This window comes from Paenibacillus sp. Y951 (assembly GCF_056786395.1).
On the sequence record NZ_JBXCIY010000008.1, the window covers coordinates 89,936 to 113,576 of the forward strand.

The 23,641-nt window shown below is 37.5% G+C and carries 18 protein-coding genes; 3 read left to right on the forward strand and 15 right to left on the reverse strand.

What is annotated here, in order from left to right; all coding sequences use genetic code 11:
- Positions 1-111: 111 nt before the first annotated feature.
- The 10 genes from AC1TPB_RS13410 to AC1TPB_RS13455 all read right to left on the reverse strand — a co-directional run bounded on the left by AC1TPB_RS13410 (position 112) and on the right by AC1TPB_RS13455 (position 14,419).
- Positions 112-1,899, reverse strand: coding sequence for an ABC transporter ATP-binding protein (locus AC1TPB_RS13410; RefSeq protein WP_482077067.1), 1,788 nt, complete (start codon positions 1,897-1,899; stop codon positions 112-114).
- Positions 1,877-3,538: an ABC transporter ATP-binding protein gene (locus AC1TPB_RS13415; RefSeq protein WP_482076961.1), complete on the reverse strand. Its 1,662-nt coding sequence runs from the start codon at positions 3,536-3,538 to the stop codon at positions 1,877-1,879. The genes AC1TPB_RS13410 and AC1TPB_RS13415 overlap by 23 nt, the downstream gene beginning before the upstream one ends.
- A gap of 721 nt (positions 3,539-4,259) precedes the next feature.
- Positions 4,260-4,496: a hypothetical protein gene (locus AC1TPB_RS13420; RefSeq protein ID WP_482076962.1), complete on the reverse strand. Its 237-nt coding sequence runs from the start codon at positions 4,494-4,496 to the stop codon at positions 4,260-4,262.
- A 29-nt stretch (positions 4,497-4,525) separates the two neighbouring features.
- Positions 4,526-6,133, reverse strand: coding sequence for an ABC transporter ATP-binding protein (locus tag AC1TPB_RS13425; RefSeq protein ID WP_482076963.1), 1,608 nt, complete (start codon positions 6,131-6,133; stop codon positions 4,526-4,528).
- 137 nt (positions 6,134-6,270) lie between these two features.
- Positions 6,271-8,043 carry an ABC transporter ATP-binding protein gene (locus tag AC1TPB_RS13430; RefSeq protein WP_482076964.1) on the reverse strand — a complete coding sequence of 591 codons (1,773 nt, stop codon included), beginning with the start codon at positions 8,041-8,043 and terminating at the stop codon, positions 6,271-6,273.
- Entirely contained in the window at positions 8,043-9,803 is a 1,761-nt protein-coding gene (locus tag AC1TPB_RS13435; protein ID WP_482076965.1) for an ABC transporter ATP-binding protein, read from the reverse strand. Before AC1TPB_RS13435 ends, AC1TPB_RS13430 begins: the two co-directional genes overlap by 1 nt.
- A gap of 174 nt (positions 9,804-9,977) precedes the next feature.
- The gene (locus AC1TPB_RS13440) at positions 9,978-11,009 is read right to left on the reverse strand and encodes a phosphotransferase (RefSeq protein WP_482076966.1); all 1,032 of its coding nucleotides are present in this window, start codon (positions 11,007-11,009) and stop codon (positions 9,978-9,980) included.
- 342 nt (positions 11,010-11,351) lie between these two features.
- The gene (zapE, locus tag AC1TPB_RS13445; protein WP_482064414.1) at positions 11,352-12,302 is read right to left on the reverse strand and encodes an AFG1/ZapE family ATPase; all 951 of its coding nucleotides are present in this window, start codon (positions 12,300-12,302) and stop codon (positions 11,352-11,354) included.
- 24 nt (positions 12,303-12,326) lie between these two features.
- On the reverse strand, positions 12,327-13,895 hold the full coding sequence (locus tag AC1TPB_RS13450) for a DnaD domain protein (RefSeq protein WP_482076967.1): 1,569 nt from the start codon (positions 13,893-13,895) through the stop codon (positions 12,327-12,329).
- A 233-nt stretch (positions 13,896-14,128) separates the two neighbouring features.
- Positions 14,129-14,419 (reverse strand): YuiB family protein, encoded by a 291-nt coding sequence (locus AC1TPB_RS13455; RefSeq protein WP_482064416.1) that lies wholly within the window; start codon positions 14,417-14,419, stop codon positions 14,129-14,131.
- 185 nt (positions 14,420-14,604) lie between these two features.
- Between AC1TPB_RS13455 and hemQ the strand changes: the two genes are divergently transcribed.
- On the forward strand, positions 14,605-15,351 hold the full coding sequence (hemQ, locus tag AC1TPB_RS13460; RefSeq protein WP_482076968.1) for a hydrogen peroxide-dependent heme synthase: 747 nt from the start codon (positions 14,605-14,607) through the stop codon (positions 15,349-15,351).
- Between the two features lie 758 nt (positions 15,352-16,109).
- On the opposite strand, the gene AC1TPB_RS13465 is transcribed toward hemQ, so the two are convergent.
- Positions 16,110-16,415, reverse strand: a complete 306-nt coding sequence (locus AC1TPB_RS13465; RefSeq protein WP_482076969.1) for a hypothetical protein — start codon at positions 16,413-16,415, stop codon at positions 16,110-16,112.
- Entirely contained in the window at positions 16,415-17,608 is a 1,194-nt protein-coding gene (locus AC1TPB_RS13470; RefSeq protein WP_482076970.1) for an NAD(P)/FAD-dependent oxidoreductase, read from the reverse strand. The genes AC1TPB_RS13465 and AC1TPB_RS13470 overlap by 1 nt, the downstream gene beginning before the upstream one ends.
- Positions 17,609-17,911: 303 nt before the next feature.
- Here AC1TPB_RS13470 and AC1TPB_RS13475 point away from each other — a divergent pair, with 303 nt between their 5' ends.
- Entirely contained in the window at positions 17,912-18,913 is a 1,002-nt protein-coding gene (locus AC1TPB_RS13475; protein ID WP_482076971.1) for an NAD(P)/FAD-dependent oxidoreductase, read from the forward strand.
- A 65-nt stretch (positions 18,914-18,978) separates the two neighbouring features.
- On the opposite strand, the gene sda is transcribed toward AC1TPB_RS13475, so the two are convergent.
- From sda to AC1TPB_RS13490, 3 genes are all read right to left on the reverse strand, one after another.
- Positions 18,979-19,122, reverse strand: coding sequence for a sporulation histidine kinase inhibitor Sda (gene sda, locus AC1TPB_RS13480; protein WP_482076972.1), 144 nt, complete (start codon positions 19,120-19,122; stop codon positions 18,979-18,981).
- Positions 19,123-19,372: 250 nt separating this feature from the next.
- On the reverse strand, positions 19,373-20,044 hold the full coding sequence (locus tag AC1TPB_RS13485) for a YheC/YheD family protein (protein WP_482076973.1): 672 nt from the start codon (positions 20,042-20,044) through the stop codon (positions 19,373-19,375).
- Positions 20,045-20,514: 470 nt separating this feature from the next.
- A complete protein-coding gene (locus AC1TPB_RS13490) occupies positions 20,515-22,632 on the reverse strand; it encodes a DNA topoisomerase III (RefSeq protein WP_482077068.1) in 2,118 nt (705 codons plus the stop codon).
- Positions 22,633-22,858: 226 nt separating this feature from the next.
- Between AC1TPB_RS13490 and AC1TPB_RS13495 the strand changes: the two genes are divergently transcribed.
- Positions 22,859-23,575: a metallophosphoesterase gene (locus AC1TPB_RS13495; RefSeq protein ID WP_482076974.1), complete on the forward strand. Its 717-nt coding sequence runs from the start codon at positions 22,859-22,861 to the stop codon at positions 23,573-23,575.
- Positions 23,576-23,641 lie beyond the last annotated feature (66 nt).

Here is a 23,641-nt window from a genome sequence, read left to right on the forward strand (position 1 = left end):
AAATATCTTTCAACAATGTAATATATAGTTCATGTACATCTACATCATGAAGAATGAGAGGTGATAGTTCTTGAGACAATTCATTTATTGAAATGTACAATATTTCAACTCCTACACGTAATATTGCGCTTGTGCCTCCCACATGGAACGGTATTCTTTTCCGCTTTTCACAAGCTGGTCATGTGGTCCATACTCTACTAATTCTCCTTCCTTAAACACAGCAACATTGTCGCAGAATTTACATGAAGATAAGCGATGTGAAATATATATAACTGTTTGTTTTCCTGTAATTTGATTAAAGTTAGAGTATATTTCATATTCCGCATACGGATCAAGCGAAGCCGTCGGTTCATCCAAAATTAGAATAGGAGCTTTTTTAAGCAAAGCTCTCGCAATCGCCATTTTTTGACTCTCACCACCTGAGAAGTTTGTTCCTTCTTTATCGAACGTTTTAAACACCTGTGTATTCAATCCCATTTTCAAACTTCCTATTTTCCCCTCTAACCCGACTTGTCGAACCATCGATGTCATTTCTTCTTCTGATACTTCCGGTTTAACAGCCATATTCAGATTATCTTTTATGGAAAATGAAAATAATTTATAGTCTTGGAAAACAACTCCCAGTAACTTCATGTATTCATCATAATCAAACTGATTAATCGGATAACCGTTAAGAAGTATCTCCCCTTCTTCTGGTTCATACAGTCGACAAAGCAATTTAATAAAGGTCGTTTTACCAGCACCATTTTGTCCGACTACGGCTATTTTCTCGCCGCTTTTTATTGTTAACGACACATTTTTAAGCCCGTACGATTCATTCCCTTCATATTTAAAATAGACATTTCTAAACTCAATTTCTGCGTCCACCATCTTTCCAACTTCCCTCTTGCCACTTCTCATTTTCACTGGAATTTTTTCAAATAACCTAAACATATCGAGATACTTGCACATTTGCCGAAGCTCAACGTATGAATTAAATCCTACAGTCACTTGTTTGGAAAAGCTATTAGCCGCGGAAATATACATTATAAAATCACCAATTTCTATCTTCCTTTGGAGCACTTTCACGATCATATAACCATATACGACTACTATTTGGAGTTGAAGATTAATATTAGTCAAACCATTATAAATCCCTACCATCTTGAATAACTTTCCAAAGCCACTGATACTTTCCTTATGATAATCATCTACCTTTTTCAATAAGTAGGGAGCCATTCCATAAAGGCGGACATCTTTGGCCATAGAAAAATCAGTAGATAGCTTAGAATAGTAGCCAAATTTTCTATTTAAGGGAGCCAAGACTTTGTGGAACTGAAACTGGGACTGCTGCAATTTTTTATAAATATACGTATTGAGCAGAATCAACCCTAGAATTAGAAAGATAATGCCTATGTTCAGTGTGGCAATCAGAGCAGTCAATCCCAGAAGAGAAAGAAAGGTCTGAAGCAGCAGTTTCATACTATTCATCATTTTTCGGATCGCGTTCTGTTGATTAATCGGTGCTAGTGCCTGTTCCTTTAAATCCAATACTTTTGAATTTTCCAGACTTTCAAAATCTAAATTCATGATATGTCTACCAATATGAAGTTCCAATCCGTCAACAACTTCCATATTGGCTAGTTCAATCTTTTGATCCAAAAAGCTCTGTATTAATCCGAATAAGGCATTCCCTGCTGCCAGAATAACGATCCACAGCATCAATCGTTCTCCCCTTGCTTCACCCATCAGTTCATCAATGATGTACTTGGGAGCAAGAATATTAATAAAAGGAGATAATGCACTAAAAAAAGAAACGAGCACCATAAGTGGAATATATGTTTTTGATAAAACATGAATTAACTTCCAAAAATAAATTGCTACTTTTAAATCTTGTTTAATCGCAGGGAATGTTTTCATGTTCTTCACTTTCACTCCCTTTATAATATTGTGACTGAACCTGAAACATTTTCGCATACTTCCCATTTTGGACTATCAATTCATTATGACTGCCCCGCTCGACAATTTCACCCTGCTCCATGAACAGAACCTGGTCACAAAAGCGTGTACTGGACATACGATGAGAAATATATAATGCACTTTTATCTCCAATTATTTCATTGAATCTCTTATACAAACTGTACTCTGCTAATGCATCGACCGCTGCTGTCGGTTCGTCCAATACAATCATAGCACCATCTTTATAAAGAGCTCGGGCTAGCATCATTCGTTGATTTTCTCCTCCGGATAACTCTATGCCCTCATCATCCAAAAATTTCAGCATTTTGGTATTAATGCCGTATTTCAGCGTTAATATTTTTTGACTTAAATCCGCTTTCTCGATACAATCATAAATTTTGGTAACATCTTCTTGCCCTTTTTCCTGGATGGAAATATTCTCAGCTATTGAAAAAGCAAGTATTCGGACTTCCTGAAAGACAGTAGACCACAGTGTCCAATAATCGGTTCTAGAGAATCTTCGAATATCGATTCCATTAAGCAATATTTTTCCACTGTCCGGTTCATACAACCTGCAGAGTAGCTTAACTAATGTTGATTTTCCCGCTCCATTATGCCCAACAATAGCAAGCCGCTGATGTGCAGGTATTGTAAAGGATAGGCCTTTGAATATAGATTGATCGCTGTTTGGATAGCTAAATGAAACATTTTTGAATTCAATAGTATAAGGACCTTCTGGAATTAGTACACTATCCGCCTCCTCATCTCCTTGGCTATTGGTTTGAAGAAAGCTACGCAACTCCTGTATGTACAAGTTTTGTGTTCGCATATGAGCCAAATCTATCATCACGCGTTGAAGAATAATTGAGAATCCTACTACAGCTGCGGTGTACATGGCAAAGTCACCTATTGTTATTCTTTGATGGAGAAACAAATAGGTCAAGTATCCATATACACTTCCTTCCCGAACAAAAAGAATTATAACGTCAAGGGTGGAACTCCGAAAATATCGTTTATTTATGTTCTGTTGAAGTGTTCTCCTTCTTTGAGTAGCGGTTTTATATAATGATATTAATTGATCACTCAATGAAAATATTCTTATCTCCTTACCATATGTAAAGTCCTGCATGACATCGGAATAGTAACGTTTCATCCGATCAAGCTCCGAAAATAATTTTTCGTGTCCATACTCATATCGCTTTGCTCGTAATGAAAAGAAATAAGAAAATACAACCGTTACAATTAAAAGAAGAATAATCCAAATATTCAATCTCCCAATTACAGTGAAGTATCCAGAAAAAGCTAGGAACCCAGCCATTAAAGAAAACAAAGTATGAAATAATCCCTGAAAACCGTTCTCTGTACTTTGCAAGGAACGTTTGGCCTGTTCCATCTGATTGAGATATTCTGGATCTTCCGTATCTTTGAAATCCGCATTCATATTTTGCGCGGTATGGGCGTGCATCTGATTAAATACGACCTTCATTAACTGAGCTAAACCTATGTTTTGAAGATATGATGTTAAAAATCCTATAATAGCTGATAAACCAAACATTAAAGCAATTAGTATAATAAAATAAGAAGGTCTTTGTCTATCCATTAATTCATCTAGAATAAATTTAGGAAACAAGATCAATATAAAAGGCTGAAGAGCAGTAAATAAGGTAAATATTGAATAAAAAACAATAGAACGTTTACTGTGAATCCAAGAAGTAGAGAGGACATACTGGATATTTGACCAAGTGGAGGATTCATTTTTTTTTCTGATAACTATCCCCTTCTCATCATTTCATTTACCTTATATTAAATTACGGTATAGTAAAAAAATCTAATTGAAATTTACAAATCTATACTTAATTCTACACAAAGAATCCCTGTTCAAGATATTTATATTATAATTATTAGGGAGCAATAAACTTAAGCAATCATTCTCTACTGAAATTGAAGCAGGCGGGCAAACTGACATTTCGTATGTATAAAACAAAAACTCCTTCTGCTTTAATTTTGTATACTTTTCAAAATATTTAATGAAGTGCTGGATTGAGTTAGTTTTCAAACATCCACCTGTAATATAGCGAGTCCTAACAAAATCACGTTTTTCACCTGTTTCAATGGGGATATGTCGAGCATAGTCATTCAACTGGGCGTATAACCAAATCGAGCTGCTTCCTGAGTTTTAGTTAAGCTTAAGCGCGAATAGTTCTATTTAAGTGCACGAGAGAATATCGCTAAAAATTATCATCAACGGAATGTTTGATTGAAAACATCATAGGCAAAGAAAAGTGGACAACCATTTTGAAGCAGTTGTCCACCAATATTGGTTATTTCTTAACAGGTATATAGCCTGAAAGGACGCCAATAATAATTGAAATAAGGATAATATATTTAATTGAGGCCCCAATAAAGAATAGGCTACATAACCCTAAACTAACAACTGCACCAATAAAAAACCGTTTCATAAGCAGCACCGCATTGTCATCTCTATGTAAATGAACGAGACTTGCCGCTCCCCCGATAACAAAAGACAATAAAAATAAAAGATTATCCACTCTACTCACCTCTATTTAAGATAATATGTAGTTTTCGCTCAATTATCCAATTGCAGAACTTCTTCATACGTAACTTGTTTTACAACTTGTCCATCCTCTAAAATCATAATCCAATCTGACTCTTGGACTGTATTAATTCGATGAGTTACAACAATTGTCGTCTTACCCTGTCTGTAATGTCTAATATAGTCCATTACAGCTCTCTCTGTATTAATATCCAAAGCAGAGGTCACTTCATCCAACAATAGAACTGGTGTATTTTTCAACAATGCTCTTATAATAGCTAGTCTTTGTTTTTGTCCTCCCGATAACTTGTTGCCATCTTCCCCTAGATCGCTATTCAGTTGTTTAGGTAATTCTTTAATAGCTTCTAATAGAGATACTCCATGTAATGCTTCTACTAGTTCATCATCAGTATACCGCTCTCCGAACAGCACGTTATCACGTATCGTCCCCTTAAAGAAGTGGTTTTCTTGTGTAATAATACACACGTTATCGTAAAAGCTTTTTATTTCAACAGCCTGCAAATCCACTCCTCCAATTTTTATTTCCCCGTCAGTAGGCTCATCCATACGTGAAAGTAATTTCAATAAACTTGATTTCCCAGAGCCACTTTTCCCAATGATGCCTACAAATTCACCTTCATTTACCTTGAAGCTTATATCCCTTAAAATCACTTTTCCTTCTTTTATATACGATAAATGGTTAACTTCAATCGAATGACTTGAACGCTCTATTTGTTCGCTCCCTTCAATTCTATTATCCAGTTGGAACAATTTATCTAATCGTTCAATCGCTCCTTTAGTAGTTTGAATTTTCGAATAATTAGAAATGATCGAATGCACAGGTTCATTAACAAATCCAAGATAATTAATTATAGCAATGAGCATCCCTGCACTAACTGCATCATCAAGAACCATCTTTCCACCAATATACATCAGTGTACATAAAATAATCCAATAGAACAGCTGATTAACAGACATTAAAGCATTCCAAACTTGCAACGCTAGCTTTGGACGAATAATACTGCTAAAGCTACTGCGCATATTACTTATATCCCATTCTTCTTGATTGAATATTCTAATTTCCTTTGAAAGCCGCAAGCTATCTGTCATGCTAGATAATATTTTTTGTTCTGTTTCCTGCACAACAGCTGATTTTTTATGAATCCCCTTTTTCATAAGACGTGGCCATACTGAAAATATTGGGATTAACAACAACATAATAATACTAAAACGCCAATCTATTACTAGCATAATTGAAAAGATAATCATTAATTGAAACATTCCGAGCAGTAATGCTACAATAGCTCGATATGTTTCTTTTAGTAAATTAGCATCATTCGTATAATAGGAAGCTTTTTCACCGAGATCATGCCCATCTATATTATGAATGCTTCGAAACTTTTTATGTATATCAAGCTTTAACTTCAGCAATACATTTTCTTCAACCTTCGTGAACAAAATGTGATTAGCTTGCGAAAACACCAAGTATCCAACCGCCGATAATCCGAACAACAGCACGGCAAGCGACAACTGCTCCAAACTACCTTCAAGAAAAACACCATCGACTAAAACTTTGTTAGAATAAGGAATTAACAGTTGAGAAACGAGTGCCAGCAGCGTCAATCCGCCACATACTGTCATTAAAACAATAGACCCCTTTGCATATTTATAAAGCATTTTATATATGGTCAACACTCCCACTTTTTTTTATTTTTCTTGCTCCCTTTAGCTTCTTATCTAATATTCTGGTTATTTATGTATGCTATCACGCTAATTTATTAAGACGTTAACTCTGCTTTCTCTTTTGATAGATTAAGCTCTGATTCAAGAAACACTTTCAACTTATGCGATGTTTGCATTAGCTCCTTATAAGTTCCTTCTTCAATAATCCTTCCCCCTTCCATCACAATAATGCGGTCAGCCAATGAAAGAAGATTCAAACGATGCGTAATAATAATAGCTGTTTTACTTTGTAGATATTGCTTTAAATGATGGATAATTTTTCTTTCTGTTTTCATATCTAGCGAAGAGGTTGGCTCGTCCATAATAATTAGACTTTTATCATTGTTTAAGAACAAACGTGATAATGCAAGACGCTGTTTCTGCCCCCCAGAAAGACTGGAATTCCCTTCACCAATTAAGCTCTGCTCATGACTAGCAAGCTTCGCAACATGCTCACTAAGTTCAGATTGTTTCAAAGCTTCTTGAATAGCCTCATCCGAAACATCTAAATTTCCAAGGTTTACATTTTCTTTTATAGTTCCCGAAAACAAATATGGAGATTGTGACATGTATACTGCTGGAGAAATGCCTGCTTGCAATAAGTTAGATGCAGACTCACCGTTAATTACCACTTGACCAGCAGATGGTTCATACAAGCCGCAACATAACTTGGCAAATGTAGACTTTCCTGAACCACTTGCTCCTATGACAACTACGACTTCTCCTTGTTTTATGGAAAAATTAATATTGTCAACAATAGCTCTCTCATGTTCCTCACTTAGATAGGTTACTCCTTCAAAAGTAAGTAACTCGTCTGCAATATTAGTAGAATTGCTTAAGCCAGCAGTTACTTTCTGATCGCTCTTAGTATCCAGCTTCATAAAATCATAAATACGTTGAAATGCACCGACTCCCTCTTGAACACGAGTGTACTGATCAGATAACCCGACCACTGGCCATACAACTAGTTCAAACAGTACTGTAAATGTTACAAGCGTACCTGGAGTTAATGAATTTCTAATCGTTGCTAACCCTATGAAAAGTAGTGCTGAAATATAGACTAGACTATAGGCCACTTCTGTAGCATTATGACTAATGGAATTGGTCATAATTAATGAGGTCTGTGCCTTGTTGAGAGCTTTTCTCTGCCGTTTAATTTGATTAATATAAACTGAGCTTTCTCCAAATACTTTTACTAGTGATATACCTTGAATAAATTCCTGAATTGTTCCATGAATTTGACTTTCCTTTTCTTGCACATCATTAGCTTGTATTCGAATACGTTTGTCAAAAAGTCGACCTATTCCAAAAAGCAAAGGCGCACTTAGTAGCGCAGTACATGCAAGCAGCAAATCAATTCTTGCCAAGTATAAAAAAGAAAGTATAATCATAACAAATACAGTAATAAGTTCAATTGTAGCTTCCACAATCGTTGAACCATGCTGCGGATCATCCTTGATTCGATTCATTAGATAGCCAGAATGATATTTCTTGAGCTTACCGAAAGAAGCTTTATTTAATATTTGAAATAGCTGCAATGTAATATCTCGATGAACAAAACTCAATAGTTTTACAATGAAATGCCGGTGTATTGCTAGCAAAATTATTCCTGTCAATAGCAAGCATATCACTAAACGAATGAGTTCAATTAACTCATCCCTGCTTCTATTATCTACAGTATCAACAAATCCCCCTTGGATTTTGGCAACTCCTAGCTCAAAGGCAATATCGACACCCATTAGCAATGGAAAAAAGGCCAAGATCAATGAATAACGCTTCATATGGGAAAAAATAAACGATAATTGTTTTCTTATTTGAAATATTGACACTATACTGCTCCTCCCATATCCTGATTCTGTTCACAAAACAGTTCAAAATATGAACCTTGTAGATTCATTAGGTAATCATGCGTTCCTACTTCTACAATCTCTCCTTCTTTCAGAACAATAATTTTATCCACCCTACGTATTGTTTCTAGCTTGTGGGCTATAACAATAACAGTCTCATCTTTTAATGCATGAATAGTTTGCTCAAATCTTCGCTCATTTTCAACATCTAGCGCCGAAGTAGGCTCGTCAAGCAATAATATAGAAGGTTTATGCAAAAAAGCTTTCGCAATACCTAAACGCTGCAATTCACCGCCAGACAACTGTGTTCCAAGCTCTCCTATTTGAGTGTTAAAGCCTTTTGGTAATCCCATAATCAACTCATATAATCCTGCTTGCTGTGCTGCCTCTATCACTTGTAATTCAGAAACAACATGACGTCCAAAGCGAATATTATCCGCGATCGAACCGCTAAAGACTTGATTTTCCTGAGGCACATAGCCGACCATAGAGCGCCATACTTTATAAGAAAATTGACTTAAAGGATTCCCATAAACAAATATCTCTCCTTGAGTAGCGGATGCAAACTTTAACAACAGCTTCATTAAAGTCGTTTTCCCTGAACCGCTAGCACCAACTATAGCCACCTTTTCTCCTATATTTACTGAAAAGCTTACATTTCGCAGCGCAACCGCTTCCTTGGAATATTCATATGAAACATTAGAAAACCTCAGTAATTCACCTTGTTTGTTAATGTTATCTACTTGTATGTTTGCTTGTCGTTCTACTTCCTCATCAATGTCTAAAATGTCGAATACTCGTTGAGCTTGAGATATAGCCTGAATCATATCCGTCCATATCCGTGTAATTTCTCTAAGCGGATTCGAGAGCTGGCCGCTTGTAACTACAAATACAATTAGTGTCCCTGCTTCTATTTTTCCATTAAGAACTTGAATCCCGCCATAACTTAATATAAACACCATACCACCAAAAATTGATATCCGATTCACCATATCAAATACTCTTTCGAACTTGGATATGTTGAGTGTTCTTTTTATTAATACGTTAAACTTTTTGGTTAAAATATTTTGCATATGCGTATGCATAGAAAATATTCTGACTTCCTCTGCACCATGTATTGCATCTTGAAGCTTGGTCTCCACTAAGGAATTTTCTCCACCTCTTTTATCGTATTGCAAACGAACTAGCTTGGAGAATGGGTATGTTAATAACGGGGAAGCTAAAGTAAATCCAATTAGACCGACTGTTAACGTAATATCCAACCAGGTGAAGTAAGCCAGTGTAATTACAATTTGTACGACATTAGAAAAAAGGGTAATCATTTTATCTGTAAGACCAGTCTGAGCTTTTGTAACCGCTTGTGTAGTTCTACTAGCCAAATCACTCGTGCGATATTGTTCCAAGCGATCCATTCTCTTTGTATGTATTTGTTCGAGAACATGTAATTGAAATCCCGCTGTCGAATCTAATTTAACTTTAGCAAGAACACGACTTTCTACAATTTTCAATATAGCTTGAACTACAATCGTTACTAATGCGAGAATACCGCCTATATAGATCATTTCAATTTGTCCTTTAGTTGCGCCAGTAACCATTCTACGAATAGCTTCCATATACCCAACACCTGCAGCACTTGCACAGAACACTATTGCAAAAAGTAATGCAATCCAATATCGATAGCTTTTAGAAAAAAACAGCATTCTAAAAAATGTTTTTCTCGTCGAATACGTCGTCGTTGACATTGTGAGCTCCTTATTTTTTTCTAAATGAAATCATCAATAATTTCTCCATACTCTCAAAAGAAGCCAGCTTAAATTATATTTAAGCTGGCTCTTGGACAATTTTTGATAGTACTTTATGATACAATAGCAATCATTATTTCTAAATTAGAACTCCAGTGGGTCAATGTATAATGATTAAACATTTATACGCTGCTTAAAAAATTCTATTTTTTCATCAATAAAATAATCATCTAAATCAGCTATTCCACTTAAAGTAGCATCCTCAAAACAGAATGCAAACAGCCAGAGCTGTCTTATCATTACGAATGTGGGTACTAGTTGAATATCCTTATCAGATAGTACTCTCACTTCTTGATAACCATCCAAAAATGCTTGCCACAAACGTTCTACTTCTTCTTTATCATGACCACTATGAATTTCTCTTGCTAATCTAAACTCTGCAATATCGTATGCTCGCCACCCGTAACCACAAATATCAAAGTCGTAATGTGTCAGCTTACCTTCATCTGTAAAAGCAACATTGGTATTACCATGCAAATCCCCATGACATAATCCCCAATCCAATTGTTCCTGTGAATACGAATTTAATGTATCCTCCAAATGAGCGGCCATTTTATCTATAAATTCAAAGTCTGATGGGCGATGGCTTAAATAATTTTCTAAAGTGCGAAGCGGTTGTTTGATTAAGTAATTCAAATCCAACTCTGTTCTTTTGTATGAACTTTTAAATTGATCAGTAACATTATGGATAGAAGCCACCGATCTGCCAAACTTCTGACTATCCGCTACTGCTCGCATCGGTTTTTCTTCTCCATCTGCAAAACTGAACATTACACCAACTTTATCTCCTTCAAGAGCTTTAAAAATATTCAAATAATTTTTATCATCTCGCTCAATTGGAATCGATACTGTCACTCCATTTTTCTGCAGATAAATTAATAACTCGATTTCAAACTTAACTTCCTCCTCATTTCTTCTATCTGCCCGATACACTCTGAAGATGTATTTCTTCTGTTCAGTCGAAACAATATAAGTATCATTCATTCCTTTAAGAAAGTACTGAATACTAGTTGGTTTTAAAGTCTTATAATTCTCCTTTAAATACAATAGTAATCTTTTCTCTTCCAATAGTGAGTAAGCAACCGGAAAAAACCCCATTCCAACACTTCCTTTATTTTTCATATTAATTTTTGAATGCGCTGTCATATTTTAAACATAAAAATGGAAATTTCTATTGTAAATCTCTTAAGTTTCATAATATTAAGGTGTTTTGGGCTTTTCTCAAAACTGACACTCTCGAATTTCCCAAAAAATTTCACCCCATTATATTTCTTCTAATAATTTAACATAAAACCAACAACTAATATAACCTCACAAATTATATAATAATTATATATTTACCAATAATTTGTAAGGTTATGTTTTTTTGGGACTTATGAATCTCGCGAATTTAGACTTTATTATACTAGGGAGTGCTGCTTGCGGAACAAACAAAAGCAGCGAAAAGGATTCTTCATCCTCTTCGCTGCTTTTGTAGTTCATCTATACTTATCCGCGCTTATTGCTACCTGTAATAACCAACTCATCTACATAAGGCGCCACTCGATTCATCAAGCGTCGTCCTTTGTGATGTTCTTCACCATCTTTATTCGTAAAGCTAAAATGACTTTCAAGATCATCTAAGCTATAGTTTGATGTATAGAACGTTGGTTTACGATCCATCCGGTAATTGAGAATCGCTCCAAGCACATGATCTCGTGCCCATGGATTCAAATTCTCAGCACCGATATCATCAAACACGAGTAAATCAGTTTCTTTCATCAAATCTACCGTTTCCTTCAGCTTCGCAGGTTCATGCATTAATACTTTCAGATCTTCGACGAAATCTGGCATATATACAATAACTCCTGAATAGCCCGATTTGGCTAATTCTTGCAATGCATAACACATCAGATAAGTTTTCCCTACACCAAAGTCCCCAGCAAGAAAAAGTCCTTTATGAGACAATCCTTCTGCTTTCGTTCGATCAATATATTTCAATAAAGAGCCAACAACCTTTGCTCTTTCTAAATCTTTACCTAAAATCTCGTCAGCAGAATATTGACGTTTCAACGCTTTATCATCAATATAGAAACTACGAATACGATTACGTACCAATTCCTCATGCTGCGATGCTCTTAGTTTCTTACATCCTACTTTTCTATCAATAAGATGAGCTTCACCATTGATTTCTTCCGTTTGCAGCAACGTATAGTGACCTGTGAAGTCATTAGGACAAAGATCAAGCCCAGGACAATGACTGCAATTACGATATTCGGTAACATACTGATGTACTCGATTCAAATTCACTTTAATGGCATAATCGGTGATATTCGGATACTTTTCTCTTAAAGCGATCACAAGTGGGTCTTCCATAAGCTCCGCTTGCTTCTGCTTAGCTAATTGAAGCATATCTTGACCACTTGGCCAAGCTTTTAGTAGATCTCCTAGAGATTCCATCGTATTCACCTCTTTCTTATCTCATTAAGGTTGCTGATCGAACTTACGAGCTAATTGACGAAGTTCATCCAACTCTTCTGCTGAAATTTGACCTTTCGCCACTTGCTCATTACTGATCGTTGGTATAACTGGCTTTTGTCTGTTAGTACTTCTACCTCGATTATTACCGTAGTTCGTTGGACGATTTGCTGTAGCTTGATTGCTACGTCCATTGCTACTGCTTGATTGATAGGATTCTTCTTTACGACGTACAATATCTTTTTCAAGTTGATCTTGGTCTCGAACGTATTGCACGGCTTTCTCGTAGCTATCGATTCCTTTCATTAACATATTTGACGCAATAGAGTCTAAATATGCTTTCGTCACTCGACCTGAATCGTTCATGCCAATGCCGTAATGGATCAACACATTAATAACTGGTGGTGCTAATTTATAATGAAGATCAATTCGTTCGAATACATTCAATATCCAATCTGGAACTGAACCAGGGAAATATCTCTTCAAAAACTGAATATGCGGCTCATTGCGCATCAGTGCATTGTACTGATTAATATCGCAGTAGTTAGCAAGTAGCTTCGGAACTGGTAGGAAGAATTGCTCGTCCACATCGAATTCAGGTTCATCATCTTGTTCACTGGCTTGGTGTTCTTGGTCTTGATCTTCTTGATACATCGCTGTTTGAGCAAGCTTCCGATCACGTTCTTCCTCATGCTTCTTATCTTGACGGAAAAATTGAACGGCAAGACGCTGTAGCTGATCAAAATCTAATTCGCCACTTATATCAAACACACCGTCTTCATCTAGCAGACGAGATATTTGAGTGATAGCAAGCTCATACTTATAAGCTACATAATTAATTTGCGCTAATTGCTCTGGGTGAGTCCGTAATTGCTCAACATAATAACGGTTATTAGAATTTCGTGGGAAACGAATCGAAATTTCAGAATAAGAATATCCTGCTGATGCGTTTTGAATAACGGGCGCATTTGCTCTAGCAGGTGCGACCTCTAATAATGCTTGATCCAGTTCATCATCTACAATATGAGCATTAAGCTTAAATATTTCATAGAACGGAACTGAAATGTTTTCCTTTGTTTCTTGACCAACGTTTACTTCTTCTGGAAGTGGAGCATACATTTGCTCACGAATATCAATAACAGCATATTTGCCAAGTTTATCACGTAATAACATCGTTAGATGAATATTTTCAAAAAATTCATTCGGAGGTAATGGGCATGCGAGCTCATATTCGTATATATAATCTTCCTGCTCCTCTTTCATAAATCTGGAGCTTTGCAAAAGACCAATAGCTTCAAGTTTTGAAAGCTGCTCTAGTAAATATGTTCGACTTTTATCGTTGAGTGCAAGACCTAAGCCTAAAAGCAATCTACGATGAGGTTCTACTGGAGAGTAGCCTGTCTTTCCTTCGGGCACGATCATACATAATTGTTCATATATTGAAATAGCAAATGCACCGACTAATGGTTTATAAATTAATGATAGCATCCGATAATCTACTGTACTTAGTGAGAAATCACGATAACAATAATATTGGTGATGCTCTGTAAATTCAAACAAATGTTGGATCCGCACTGAATCGACTCCATCCTTGACAATCTTCTCTTTATTCTATCATAAAACTGCAGCTTTCGTATGTTCAAAAAACTGGGTTAACTATGTTTAGTATCGTTCAAATTGGATTCGCATGTGAAGTAAACGTCTTTGAACGCAAAAAATAAGGGCTTTCTCACAGATCGATCTAATCGACCTTGAGAAACTGCCCATTTTAATAGCAATATGTTGGTAATAAGAATTAGTAAATCTCCTTAAAACATTTTAAACCCGGCTTTGCGAAGTGCTTTCATCGATGTTCCACTTAATAATGCACCTGCAATAGCTCCAATAACAGGAATAAAGTCAATAATTGTATAGTTACTTATGACATCAATAAGCTTTTCGTTATTGCCACCCCAAGGTGCCCATACAGCTAATACAATGATGATTGCAATAATAAAATATGTCGGAAACCATGTCGTTTTCACAAGCATATTAATTACAAAACCAATACCAAATGCCATGACTAGAAAAAGCATAGTTGCTATTATAATTTGAAGCACAGTAAATGTCCTCCTTCTTTAATATATATATTATGTATTATCACTGTCATTAGTTTAAAGAATGGTGGCTGGAAAGTCAATTGCGACAATTTTTTTGTCACAACTATGACATTTGCTCCTTGCCCATTAATTAAGATACAATAATATTATTACTTAACTACAATCGAAAAGAGGTATTGTATACGATGAGTGAAGCAGCACAAACATTAGAAGGCTGGTATGCATTGCATGATTTCCGCACGATTGATTGGACTGCTTGGAGATTAGCAGATGAAGGCGAGAGAAGTAAAGCCGTTGCTGAATTGAATGAGTTTCTAGCGCAATGGACATCAGTAAGTGAAGCTCGCACTGGAAGCACTGTTGTATATTCTGTCGTAGGACAGAAGGCTGATCTTGTTTTCATGCATTTGCGTGAAACACTTGAAGACTTGAATACGATTGAAACAGCATTTAACAAAACAAGCTTTGCTTCATTTACATATAGTGTTTACTCTTATGTTAGTGTCGTAGAACTAAGCAATTACATGGGACATTCTACAGGCGATCCTATGGAAAACCCTGAACTTGCCGCTCGTTTGAAACCTGCTCTACCGAATGCAAAACATATTTGCTTCTATCCAATGAATAAGCTTCGCAACGGTGCAGACAACTGGTATATGCTTAGTATGGACGAACGTAAAACACTTATGCGCAGTCACGGCATGATTGGTCGTACTTACGCTGGTAAAGTTAAACAAATCATTACAGGTTCTGTTGGCTTTGACAATTGGGAGTGGGGCGTAACACTATTTGCCGACGATCCACTTCAATTCAAGAAGCTTGTATACGAAATGCGTTTTGATGAAGTAAGTGCTCGTTATGGCGAATTCGGTGATTTCTATATTGGGAATCAGTTGGACGCCGACAAGTGGCAAACACTACTCTCCATATAAGGTAGTTCAAAATGCACTACAAGCATCAACATATTATATAAAAAGATGGATAGAGATTCAGAATACTTCTGAAATCTTTATCCATCTTTTCGTTCATTTACAATGACATTATAATTTGGTAAAAAGTATTGCTGAATTCAACTATCGTTCTCCGATAGATAAAACATGTGAGCTGCGTCGTTATCCTTAAACGACGTAATCGTCTTATTTAACTCATAGAGCTCCGTCGCCAGCGAGCGCAAGGTTTCTCTAGTCTTGGTGTCTATCGTTTTAGGATTAGACTCAAAACTAAAACCAAATCTAGACGAAATATGAGTGGACATACTGGATGTGCAGCAGTAGCACCATTCGGCGCACATTAACGAAACTTTTTGCTTTGTTGTACTGCAGTAGCTCCATAGTGTGCAAACGAGCGGACTCACAGTACGCTAATTAGCGTAAAACCAACACTTTGAGAGTTAAGAGGACACACAGAACGTTATGGATAGGTTTACGTTCAAGATGCACTAGTGAACGAGCAAATAAGGTCCTCTGAGTCCGCGAAAACTCAAAATAAGCGGAGAACGCAGACATAACGTCCTCTGAGTCCGCTTAAGTATGTAAACTTAAAGAGTCAAGCACTTATTATGAGGTTGAGCCTCAAAACAAAAGAGGATGAGCGACACATACAAGAGATATTCCCTTTGTGTTACTCATCCTTCAGTATAACGTTGTATTCAATTGCTTGTTGTTATTAGTTAAAGTAGACTTCCAGCCGACTACTCGTTTTTTTCGTCTTCCTCTGTGAGCTCATCTTCCTCTTCTAGCGCAGCAAGCTCGGCTTGCAATGCAGCTATGCGCTTTTCTTCAAGATATTGCGCTGTAGCCGCGTCACGTGCGCGGCCTTTATCTTTCAATCGCTCAATCGCAGGTTGAATAAGCAAATCAACTTCCTGCTGAACGGTGTAGGATAGATCATGACGCATTTGCGATTCAAGATAAGAGCCTACCTCCATTAATGCGTTATAACGATCTAACTCATCACGAGTTAATAACCCTCTAACTTGTACGCTACAATGTCTCATTATAGAAATTTCCCTTTTTTCAGTACGAGTGGCACGCCACCGATAATAAATAAGTAACGAATATCAATTAACTTTTTCAACCACGCAGCTTTACGTCCTTTGTACTTCTTACCATATGCTAGACCAATCGCTTCTCCTTTTCCAAGTGAAGCAACCGTACCTTTATTACTGAATTCGAATGTTTTCATGCTTTGATTACGAATCGAAGCGACAAGATTATGCGCACAGATCACACCTTGTTGCATAGCAATTTGTGCAGTTGGTGGATAAGGACGACCTTCTTCATTGAACATTAATGAATTATCACCAAGCACATAAATGTTTTCTGTACCAGGACTACGTAAATATTCATCTACTTTCACACGACCACGCATTGTCTCGAAGCCAGCATCTTCAATAAGACGATTACCACGAATACCACCAGTCCATATGACCGTCGCTGATCTGATCTCTTCGCCTTCGCCTACAACGACACCCTCTGATGTACACTCTTTGATTGCTGTTCCAATACGGAACGTTACGCCCTTCTTGCGCAGCACTTCCATGCCGTACTCAACTAATTCAGGATCAAAGCCTGGCAGCGCTGTTGGAGCAGCTTCTATATTATAGATTTTCACAAGCGTAGGATCTACATCATAAAACTTGCAAAGCTCAGGTATACGATCTGATAATTCACCTACAAACTCGATTCCAGTAAAGCCTGCGCCACCAACGACAAATGTTAAGTAGTCTAGTCGATGTGGTTCACGCTTGTATCGTGCAAATTGATACTCAATATGCTCACGAATAAGGCGAACGGAATTGATACTACGAATATTCATTGCATTCTCAGCCAAACCAGGAATACCAAATGTTTCTGGTTCACCGCCAAGACCGATAACTAAGTAATCATAAGATAGTGTACCATCCTCCAAAATAACCTTTTTATCTTGAGGTCGGATTTGTACAACAGTTGATTTAACAAAATCAATTTTGAATTCATCGATCAGTCGAGAAATATTGACCCTTGCATTTTCAGGCTTATCGGTTCCAGCCGCAGGCATATGCAAATGTGTCGTGAAGTAGTGATAATCATGTTTATTCACAAGAGTAACATCAGCTTCATTGTAGTTAAGTTCTTTTTGTAGTCGTAACGCGGTAAGGATACCACCATATCCTGCACCGAGGATTACTATTTTCGGTATGTTACTCATCGTAGAATCCCATCCATTCCATTATCTTTATTTAGTATGCTCCATTATATGTGTATGTTAGACACATTTTCTCTATTGCGTGTCTACATCAATTAACAAATGCCGTAATAGATAAGCTTTTAATTGTTATATACATCAGACATATTACAGAGTTTCATAACAATTTTCAAGGGAACATTATACGAAAATATTCGGCATAGTGCACAATTCCATTAAGTTGATTTTAATTAACCGCATTCCTTTATTCGCAAAATTTGCTTATAATAAGAAAGTAAATGAAAAATAGATATTTGGAGGTAAATCATGACTAATACAGCAAATCAAACAGATGTAGTAGATATTTTAATCATTGGCGGAGGTCCAGCTGGTATGTTTGCTGCCTTTTACGGTGGTATGCGTCAAGCATCTGTGAAAATAGTTGAAAGTATGCCTCAGCTAGGTGGTCAATTGGCTGCACTTTATCCTGAGAAATATATCTACGATATTGCAGGCTTCCCGAAAGTAACTGCACAAGAAATCGTTGATCGTCTGAAAGAACAACTTTCTCTATTTGAGCAACAAATTTGTCTTGAAGAAAAAGTTGTTAATGTGAAGAAGCTAGATGAGCGTCTTTTCGAGGTAACGACTGACACTGCAACACATTTAGCGAAAGCTGTTATCATTACAGCTGGTGTCGGCGCATTCTCTCCTCGTCGCCTTGAGCTTGAAAATGCGATGAAGTTTGAAAAAACTAATTTACATTATTTCGTTGGAGATCTTCAACGCTTCAAAGATCAAAACGTACTTATTAGTGGTGGTGGTGATTCAGCAGTTGACTGGTCTCTAATGCTTGAGCCCATCGCAAAAAGCGTAACGCTAGTTCACCGTCGTGATAAATTCAGAGCGCATGAGCATAGTGTAGAGCAATTGATGGACTCATCCGTTAACATTATTACTCCTACGGAAATCACTGCTCTTACGGGCGAAGATAACATTACTAGCGTAACGCTAACCAATGTAAAAACTAACGAAACAACAGAAGTTGAAGTTGATGCAGTTATCGTTAACTTTGGCTTCATCTCTGCATTAGGACCAATTGCTGAGTGGGGAATTGAAATCGAAAAAGGTTCAATTATCGTTGATACTCGTATGGAAACGAATATTCCAGGTATCTTCGCAGCAGGAGATATTACAACTTATCCAGGAAAGTTAAAGCTAATTGCTGTTGGCTTTGGTGAAGCTCCAACTGCGATTAACAATGCAAAAGTATATGTCGATCCTAGTGCTAAGCTTTCCCCAGGTCACAGTAGTAATATGAAATTATAAACAAAAAGTCGCAGTAGCTACTTTCGTAGTGACTGCGACTTTAATAATATTCTATCTATAATTATCTATGCCGAATATTGTTCTTCTGGAAGTAAAATGCCTCGTAGTTGTAGTTCAAATACAAGCATTTGAATAAATTCACGTTCACATTGATAGTGGATCGCTTGATGATACGTTTCAATTAACAATTCATTTGAAAGCAATTTCACTATAACCACCTCCCAAAATTTGGATTAGCTTCATCCTATCATTTCATTCTATTTACGACAATAGTCGCCATTATTAACAATATGATGTGGATATGTTGTTGATTATTTGTGTATATCAGTCGAATCATCCCTATTCTCACACGGGATAATGTGGATACAGTTATCCACAACCTCTAAAACTAGCAATTTCATAAAAAACTTTAATAGATATTAATTTTTCATTAATTTTTTATATCAGTCTATCAATCTATTAATTAGGACTCGTATTCACTTCAAAGATCCATAGTTTACCGTTTTGATCAATACCGTAATCATAACCAAGATGTGTTAATCCAGGAAATCTCCGCTCTAGTACGGCGGTACATAATCTTGTAAGCCGCTTCATTTCGCCTATTGTTTGAGCTACTGCTCCCGCTCCTAAAGTTCGTCTTATCGCTGTATTGCAATCAAGCTTGCGCCCACCTTTACTTAAATTTGTAATAGAATACCCTGGCCCTGCGACTCTAGCGAGAATGACTCGATAGTTCCATGCTCCGTTATCTATACAGTATTTCACACGATAATCTACAGGTGATCCATTAATTTTCAGTAAGTCAATTCCTTGTTGAATAATATAAGGACGTTTCATCTTCCGACTTGCTAAGCCACTCTCTAGTGCTTCATAATTTGTAACCACATAATTTTTACTGTTCACCTTATATGAGTATCCACTGTCTATTTTTCTTACTTGAATAACACCATTACCTAGACTTCCTTTGATCGGTTTCACAAAAACCATCCGATATTGTTCTAACATATCTTTTAAATTGGCAGCATTATAACTTTTAGTATGTGGAATATGTGGAGCGATTTGCGGATCTGATTCTAATGCATTTTGCTTCAGTACTTTACTCGATACTTTCCTACCTGGATGCCATGTCATAAGTACATCCTTCTCCTTTCGGGCCATTACAACGTCATTACTATGTTATTGTATGTCAATCAAGCTTTTATTCTTGTGTGGATGTACCACTGAATAAAGGTTCATATTCGATGTCGGGTAACCTTCGAAGTCCATTCATCGTTATCAAAGTCCGCGTTTTGAACTTCCTATTACAATAAAGGTTCAAACGTGGGCTTTCAGAACCGAGTAGATGGAGCGCTACTTGTGAAAGGCGGAAGCGCAAGTGTACATGATTACGTACACGCGAACCGTACTTTCCAAGTTCGCTTCATATACGATGTCGACTAAGCTACGTTAGTCCATTCATCGTTATCAAAGTCCGCGTTTTGAACTTCCTCTATACAAAAAAACGTATGTATAGGCAGCACCTTCTGTAATTACAGAACGCTACCGCTTATATACATACGTTTCTTCAAAGCTTATTCTATTACTTTCAAGCGTCGCTTCTTCTATTGTTTCTGTTCAAGAGCCGCCTTCAGCTTATCAGCTAGACTATTTCCGATCGATGGCTGCTCTTGATTATACTGTTTCATCAGACGCTGCGTTTCTTGCTTATTCATTTTGCCACTAGCTTTATCATCTAGCTTCTCAATGACATTACATGGACGACATTGTGCATATTTTCCTGCTTTACCATCATGCAGTTCCATTTTTTTACGGCATTGCGGGCAACGCTTATTAATTTTCAGTGGCTCAGCATGACGCATATAAGAGCATTCACGATTAGAACAAACATAGCGCTTGCCTTGCTTACCCTTTACTTCAAGTAATGGTTCACTGCAATCGGGACATTTAGAACCGGTCATATTATGTGGCTTATACTGTTTGGTCTCGGTTTTCACCTTATTAACCCATTGCTCGGCTTGCATTCTAATTTGTTTCATAAATTGCTTTGCATCGCCCCTGCCACGCGAAATAGCCTCTAGCTGCTGTTCCCATTGTGACGTTAACTGCGGACTTTTCAGTTCATCAACGACAAGCTCAATAAGCTGTTTACCTTTCAGCGTCGGGTGCAAGCTATGCCCTCTACGTTCAATCGTCTCCGTAGACAGCAGCTTTTCAATAATATCGGCTCTCGTCGCCGGAGTACCTAAACCATGCTTGTCCATAATCGCAAGTAATGATGCCTCCGTATAGCGTGCTGGCGGCGTAGTCATACCATCCTTCAGACGTGATTGTTTCAGTTGAACTTGCTGTCCTTTTTTCAATGCAGGCAATAAGGAGATATCTTCTTCCTGTTCATCCCTATCTTTCGTAACCGTGTAAATTTCACGCCAACCTTTATCCTTCTCCACTCGCCCCTTGGCATAGAAGGTATGTTTTCCAATAGTAAGTTCAACACTCGTCTCATCATAACGATACGGTGCACAAAATAGTGCTATGAAGCGCCGAACAATGAGATCGTAAAGCTTACGCTCATCAGTGCTTAGATTTTGCAATTGGACAAATTGATCTGTTGGAATGATCGCATGATGATCACTCACTTTACTATCATCTACAATTCGCTTCGTTACTTGTAACGGCTTACGCAGTAGTGCTGAAGCTACTTCACGATATGGACCGATAGCCACTCGCTCCAAACGATCCTTCAACGTTGAGGTCATATCACTTGTTAGATGTCTAGAATCGGTACGTGGATAAGTGACCAACTTATGTTGCTCATATAGCTTTTGCAGTACATTGGAAGTTTGCTTAGCTGAGAAACCTAGCTTTTTGTTAGCATCTCGTTGCAGCTCTGTCAGATCATAAGCAAGCGGATGAAGCTCTTGCTTCTCCATGACCTTCACATGACTTACCTGTGCGCTCTTAGCATCCTTTATAGCAAGCAATTGTTGATCTGCTTCATCTTTGTCCCATAGCTTCCCATCATGTCCCTGCCCGGCTCTCCACGATGCAGTAAAGCCTGTTGCATCAGTTTGTAACAGCCAGTATGGTTTCGCTTGGAATCCTGTAATTTCTTGCTCACGCTCCATCAAAATGGACAAAGTAGGCGTTTGAACACGGCCCGCCGCTAGCTGCGCATTATATTTGCATGTCAAGGCACGCGTCATATTTAGACCAATAATCCAATCCGCTTCTGCCCGGCAAACCGCTGATTTGTATAGATCATTATATTGTGAACCTGGCTTCAAATTACGGAAGCCTTCCTTAATCGCTTGATCCGTTTGCGAAGAAATCCAAAGCCTAGAGAACGGCTTTTTCCAATGAATAAGCTCCATAATCCAACGAGCCACAAGCTCCCCTTCACGTCCAGCGTCAGTAGCAACAACTAGCTGTGATAGATCATTACGTTTACTTAACGCTTGAATCGCTTTAAATTGATGTGACGTTTCCTTCATCACTTGAATATTCATTTTAGCAGGTAAGAGAGGTAGATCGTCTAACTCCCATGTTTTATACTTTTTATCATAAGCTTCTGGTTCAGCTAACTCAACCAGATGACCTAATGCCCAAGTTACGACATAATTAGGTCCTTCCATATAGTTTTTATGCTTCGTATTACAACCAAGAACACGAGCAATTTCCTTTGCTACACTTGGTTTTTCAGCTAATACTAGTGATTTCATTTCCCGATTGCTCCAATCTATTAACATATGGTCACAACATAACATACATCGGGAGTTCATTCAATCGTTAGAAGTACGATCACAAGCGAGCATTTTGAACATTCCTCTATAGACAAGCACCTAATTTTTGTAGGGCAAATTAACCACCATCTAGGTATATATCGGAGTCAAACTAGGTGCTTGACGTATATACTACTAATGGAACTTTAACTAACTAAAGAAAGTAGTGAATGCAGTGCAACATGGATCAGCAAGACGATCATCGCGACGGTTGCTGGCCATATCAGACATTCATGGACAAAGACAAGGATTTCTATCCTTACTAGAGGCTGCACAATACGATCCTAAGCGGGATCAACTTGTAATATTAGGTGATTATATTGAAGCAGGTGAGCCTATTACGTGGCGCTTGATCGATCTTGTTCACCAGTTAGTAGACAAAGGTGCAATTGCTTTACCAGGCAATCATGAACTGAAATTGGCTACATTAAGACGTGGTAGTACCGCACATCGCTTGCGCTATTTGCGCTTTATTCGTCAGCTACCAAGTTATCATATGGAAAATGGCTATTTATTCGTTCATGCTGGGGTTCGACCTGGTTTACAGCTCCAATTGCATCCGATACGTGAGTTAACTGAAATAAGGGAGTCGTTCACACGATATCCATTATCGACACTCCGTGCCAAGCTCGATACTGATCTTGGTGGTACTGCTGGTCAACGCATCGTTTTTGGTCATACGCCAACATTCAAATTGGGGGCTACCCCCGGCTCCTTGTTCGTTGATGAATGTAGAATCGGAATTGACACTGGAGCAAAGCATGGCTACAAACTTTCCTTGGTTGATCTAACACATGGGCTTTGCTATAGCTGTTCAACGAGTGAGGAATATCGTACGGGAGATGTTCACGTTTATCATGTACCGAGTGTACGTAATCGCTAATCAAGCTAATATGGAATTCTGTATTGTCATATCTGATCGGCCACTTTCATTACAGCTCCTCCTCAG